General features: G+C 60.2%; 1 protein-coding gene. It reads right to left on the bottom strand.

The window, feature by feature from the left end:
* Positions 1-481 (bottom strand): hypothetical protein (locus ACLQ24_RS30085; RefSeq protein WP_425895114.1); only part of this gene is annotated, 481 nt, incomplete at its 3' end.
* Positions 482-613: the final 132 nt, after the last annotated feature.

The raw sequence follows: 613 nt of genomic DNA, 5'->3' as shown, positions 1-613 counted from the left end.
CGGCACCGATCGCCGCCGACATCCCCTCAGCCGTTGGCAACCAATTTCCCCACAAGCCGCCACCGGCCAGCCCAACACCCGGCCCCATCTCATCATTGAAACCGTAATCCCCCACGGCATCGACATTTACTGTGCCCAAGGAGTCCAGTGGTGCGTTCGCCTGCCCAGGAGCGTCGACATCCTGCCCAGCGGCAGCGGAACTAACAGAAGCCTCAGCCCCGCCAGACTCAACCTGCACATTCCACAAACCAACAAGACGCCAACCCTCTCCATGCCCGACGGATTTTATCTCCCACGAATCCTTCTCCAATCCTTTCGTTTTCTTCAATGCTTCCCGTACGTGTGCGATAGCCGTACCGGGCGTTATGGGGCCCGTGTACACACTCTTGACCTCGGCGTGTGTCACGAATTCGTTGTCCGTGCCGCGCTTGTTGATAAGAAGTCGAAGTAGTGAGGCGGCCTTGTCTCCGAGCTCGCGCACCTCTTCGCCATCGCGTTTTAGTGTGCGCCCGTCAAGAGACCATTGAACCTGCGCCCTATCGCCGGTGTGCTGGCCCGTGGCAGACGACAAGCCAGGCGCGTGCTGCTGGCTACCGCTGTGGTCGGTGGAGGT

The sequence above is a fragment of the Micromonospora sp. DT4 genome (assembly GCF_049841675.1).
Lineage (GTDB): Bacteria > Actinomycetota > Actinomycetes > Mycobacteriales > Micromonosporaceae > Micromonospora.
This window is presented reverse-complemented; position numbering and strand designations above follow the sequence as displayed.